The organism is Bacillus sp. LR_5 (assembly GCF_042709275.1).
This window is the reverse complement of record NZ_JAVAXX010000395.1, coordinates 1-4,561: the sequence shown is the minus strand read 5'-3', so window position 1 is coordinate 4,561 and position 4,561 is coordinate 1. Positions and strand designations below refer to the sequence as shown.

Sequence of the window (4,561 nt, the reverse complement as noted above, 5' to 3'; positions counted from 1 at the left end):
AAAAAATCGGTTTCTCTTGCAGAAGCCGATTTTTTTCATTTTTAGACAACATTCCGGAAATTCTTTTCATAAACGAATATCAAGGCAGAAACCGTCGAAGATTTCTTTGGTATTGTTACCTTCTTTTGACAAAATCCTATCTGTGCTTTCGCTATAATGACAGGCAACGAATATAACAGGTGGGAGATGAGAGGAATGGAAAAAGCAGAAAGAAGAGTGAACGGGCCAATGGCGGGACAAGCTTTGGAAAAACTCCAATCGTTTTTTAACAGGGGCACGAAGCTGGTGACTCATCATTTGCATTCGCTGTTTTTCTATAAAGGATTCATTTATGTTGTCATCGGATTTTTGCTTGGACGGGCTTTCATATTATCCGAGGTGCTTCCTTTCGCACTTCCTTTCTTTGGAGCGATGCTTCTTATCAGAAGAGACAAAGCGTTTTATGCGGTTTTGGCTGTGCTTGCAGGTGCGCTGACCATATCTCCAAAGCACTCATTGCTCATACTGGCGGCATTGCTGGCATTCTTCGTATTTTCTAAAGTGGCTGCCTTTATTACCGACGATCGTGTTAAAGCACTCCCGATTGTCGTGTTCTTCTCCATGGCTGCAGCAAGAGCCGGGTTTGTTTATGCCCAAAATGGCGTATTTACAACCTATGATTATGTAATGGCTATCGTTGAGGCTGGACTATCGTTTATCTTAACACTGATTTTCCTTCAGAGCCTTCCGATTTTTACTGTGAAAAAAGTGAAACAATCATTAAAAATAGAGGAAATCATTTGCTTTATGATTCTTATTGCCTCTGTTTTAACGGGGCTGGCCGGCTTGTCCTACCAAGGGATGCAGGCAGAACATATATTGGCTCGTTATGTTGTGTTGAGTTTTTCCTTTATTGGCGGAGCAAGCATCGGCTGTACGGTTGGTGTTGTGACCGGCCTGATTCTTGGCTTGGCGAATATCGGAAACCTATATCAAATGAGTCTGCTTGCTTTTTCCGGTTTATTGGGTGGTTTGCTGAAGGAAGGGAAAAAAGCGGGTGCAGCAATCGGTCTGATCGTTGGATCACTTCTTATATCTTTATATGGTGAAGGCTCTGCCGGTCTGATGACAACGCTCTATGAGTCATTAATCGCAGTCGGCCTGTTTTTGCTCACACCTCAATCTATTACAAGGAAAGTGGCGAGATATATTCCGGGAACTGTCGAGCATCTTCAAGAGCAACAGCAATACGCTAGAAAAATCCGAGATGTCACTGCTCAGAAGGTAGACCAGTTCTCCAATGTATTTCACGCGCTGTCTGAAAGCTTTGCAACCTTTTACCAAGCATCAGACGAACAGACAGATGACAGCGAAGTTGATCTGTTCTTAAGCAAAATCACGGAGCATTCCTGCCAGACGTGCTACAAGAAAAACAGGTGCTGGGTACAGAACTTTGATAAAACATATGACTTAATGAAACAAGTTATGCTTGAAACAGAGGAAAAAGAATATGCATCAAACCGAAGGCTGAAAAAAGAGTTTCAACAGTATTGTTCTAAATCCAAGCAGGTTGAAGAGCTGATTGAGGATGAGCTCGCACATCATCATGCCCATTTGACACTCAAGAAAAAAGTCCAAGACAGCAGGCGCCTTGTTGCTGAACAGCTTTTAGGCGTTTCTGAGGTTATGGCCGACTTTTCTCGGGAAATAAAAAGAGAGCGAGAACAGCACTTTCTGCAGGAAGAGCAAATCATAGAAGCGCTTCAGCATTTCGGAATTGAGATTCAGCATGTCGAGATCTATAGTCTTGAACAAGGAAATATCGATATTGAAATGACCATTCCGTTCAGCGGACATGGAGAAAGTGAAAAAATCATTGCTCCTATGCTTTCTGACATTCTGGAGGAACAAATTCTTGTGAAAGCCGAACAGCACTCTCCGCATCCGAATGGATACAGCCATGTCGCCTTTGGATCAACAAAATCATACAGGGTGTCCACGGGAGCTGCTCACGCTGCGAAGGGCGGCGGCCTTGTCTCCGGTGACAGCTACAGCATGATGGAGCTTGGAGCCAGAAAATATGCTGCAGCAATCAGTGACGGAATGGGCAATGGCGCAAGAGCGCACTTTGAAAGCAATGAAACGATCAAGCTTCTTGAAAAAATCCTTGAATCGGGCATTGATGAAAAAATAGCAATTAAAACGATCAACAGCATACTGTCTCTAAGGACAACTGACGAAATATATTCCACGCTTGACCTATCTATTATCGATCTTCAAGATGCCAGCTGTAAATTTTTGAAGGTTGGATCGACGCCCAGCTTTATCAAACGGGGTGACCAGGTCATGAAAGTTCAAGCGAGCAATCTGCCAATCGGTATTATTAATGAATTCGATGTGGAGGTTGTGAGTGAACAGCTGAAAGCGGGTGACCTCTTAATTATGATGAGTGATGGCATTTTTGAGGGGCCTAAGCATGTGGAAAATCACGACTTATGGATGAAGCGTAAAATGAAAGGGTTGAAAACAAATGACCCGCAGGAGATTGCCGATTTGCTTATGGAAGAAGTCATCCGCACAAGATCCGGCCAAATTGAGGACGATATGACTGTTGTTGTCGTCCGGATTGATCACAATACACCGAAGTGGGCATCCATTCCTGTTCCGGCAATCTTTCAAAACAAACAAGAAATTTCATAACGCTTCCGTATAAATCAAATTTCTTCTGGCGAAGATGGGAATATATGAATCTGAGAATCCTCGTATTCTCCAGGAGGAATGAATGTGAACAACGGACATTTAAATCAAATTTTGCTGATAACGGATGGCTGCTCAAACCATGGGGAAGACCCGCTTGCAATGGCTGCTTTTGCTAAAGAGCAGGGGATTACGGTAAATGTCATTGGTATAATGGAAGAAAATCAAATTGACCCTGAGGCAATGAAGGAAGTCGAAGGGATTGCACTTGCCGGAGGAGGCGTGCACCAAGTCGTTTATGCATCTCAGCTTTCACAAACTGTTCAAATGGTAACAAAAAAAGCGATGACGCAAACCTTACAAGGTGTAGTCAATCAAGAACTGAAACAGATTCTCGGAAAGAATGTGGAAATGGAAGAGCTTTCTCCGGAAAAACGTGGCGAAGTCATGGAAGTGGTAGACGAGCTTGGAGAAACGGTGCATCTTCAGGTTTTGGTTCTTGTTGATACAAGTGCAAGTATGGCTCCAAAGCTTCCAACTGTAAAAGGGGCCCTGATTGATTTGTCTGTAAGCCTCAATTCCCGAATTGGGAATAACGAATTTGCGATGTGTATATTTCCCGGGAAAAAACAAGAGGTCGAGCTTGTGCTGAACTGGACACCGAAGCTGCAATCTCTTTCCACACTCTTTGAAAAGCTTTCGACAGGCGGCATCACGCCGACAGGTCCGGCGATTCGTGAAGCGACACTGCAGTTTGAAAAAATACGCTCAAGAAGGGGCATGCTGGCAGATGATGAACGACGCTTTGACGAGTTTGGCATGTAGCCTCAATCCGGGTACGACAATCAAAGGCAAGTGGAATGGAAACACTTATACATTGCGTAAACAGCTTGGTAAAGGGGCCAATGGAATTGTGTATTTGGCAGAAACATCAGATGGACATGTTGCCTTAAAGGTGAGTGATGACAGCCTGTCTATTACTTCTGAAGTGAATGTCTTGAAATCTTTCTCAAAGGCCCAGTCCGTTACGATGGGGCCTTCTTTTTTTGATACGGATGATGCCTATATTCCCAGTGCCAATACGAAAGTTTCATTTTATGCAATGGAATACATAAAAGGGCCGCTGCTTTTGAAGTATGTCAGTGATAAAGGAGCAGAGTGGATACCTGTATTAATGATTCAGCTGTTATCCAGCTTATCGGTGCTTCACCAGCAAGGATGGATATTCGGCGATCTTAAACCTGATAATCTGATCGTAACTGGTCCGCCCGCAAGGATCCGCTGCATTGATGTGGGCGGCACGACAAAGGAAGGCCGGGCGATAAAAGAGTATACGGAGTTTTATGACAGAGGCTATTGGGGGTATGGAACAAGAAAGGCAGAGCCATCCTATGATCTGTTCGCAGTTGCCATGATTATGATCAACAGTGTGCATAAAAAAGAATTTAAGAAAACGAACCAGCCCAAAGAACAGCTTAGGTCTCTCATCGAAGGAAACCCGCTGCTTCAAAAGTATAAAAAAGTGCTTTTTTCAGCCTTGAACGGAGATTATCAATCCGCAGATGAAATGAAAAAGGATATGCTAGACGCGGGGCAAAAAGCAGCACAAAGAAAACAGCCTATAAAAGCATCACCGCAGCCTGCCACACGACAAAGACAGCAAAAACCGCGCCAAGGAAAAATAACGAAGACGCGATATACCCCAAAACAGAAACCGGCTAAGTCGGGGGGGTTATTTGAAACAACGCTTATCGTGATCAGTGTTTTAGCGCTTTATTTCGCCTATATTATCTTTTTCTTAATCTGAATGGCGCAAACTGCAGAGCCTATGCTTCTTCTTTGCTTGGAGGGGTTGAAAGTGTTAGGATATGAATATCTTTAAAAT

At 43.6% G+C, this 4,561-nt stretch carries 3 protein-coding genes; all 3 read left to right on the top strand.

Annotated elements, in window-relative coordinates; genetic code table 11:
- Positions 1 to 195: 195 nt before the first annotated feature.
- The 3 genes from spoIIE (at position 196) to prkT (ending at position 4,483) form a co-directional block, all read left to right on the top strand.
- Positions 196 to 2,679 (top strand): stage II sporulation protein E, encoded by a 2,484-nt coding sequence (gene spoIIE, locus RAC86_RS35620; RefSeq protein ID WP_015253002.1) that lies wholly within the window; start codon positions 196 to 198, stop codon positions 2,677 to 2,679.
- Between the two features lie 84 nt (positions 2,680 to 2,763).
- Positions 2,764 to 3,501 carry a vWA domain-containing protein gene (locus RAC86_RS35615; RefSeq protein ID WP_119900081.1) on the top strand — a complete coding sequence of 246 codons (738 nt, stop codon included), beginning with the start codon at positions 2,764 to 2,766 and terminating at the stop codon, positions 3,499 to 3,501.
- Positions 3,467 to 4,483: a serine/threonine protein kinase PrkT gene (prkT, locus tag RAC86_RS35610; RefSeq protein WP_116316714.1), complete on the top strand. Its 1,017-nt coding sequence runs from the start codon at positions 3,467 to 3,469 to the stop codon at positions 4,481 to 4,483. Before RAC86_RS35615 ends, prkT begins: the two co-directional genes overlap by 35 nt.
- The last annotated feature ends 78 nt before the right edge of the window (positions 4,484 to 4,561 follow it).

Bases quoted from the DNA above. Each gene is read 5' to 3' on its own strand.
- spoIIE (WP_015253002.1), top strand. From the start codon at position 196: ATGGAAAAAGCAGAAAGAAGAGTGAACGGGCCAATGGCGGGACAAGCT.
- prkT (WP_116316714.1), top strand. From the start codon at position 3,467: ATGATGAACGACGCTTTGACGAGTTTGGCATGTAGCCTCAATCCGGGT.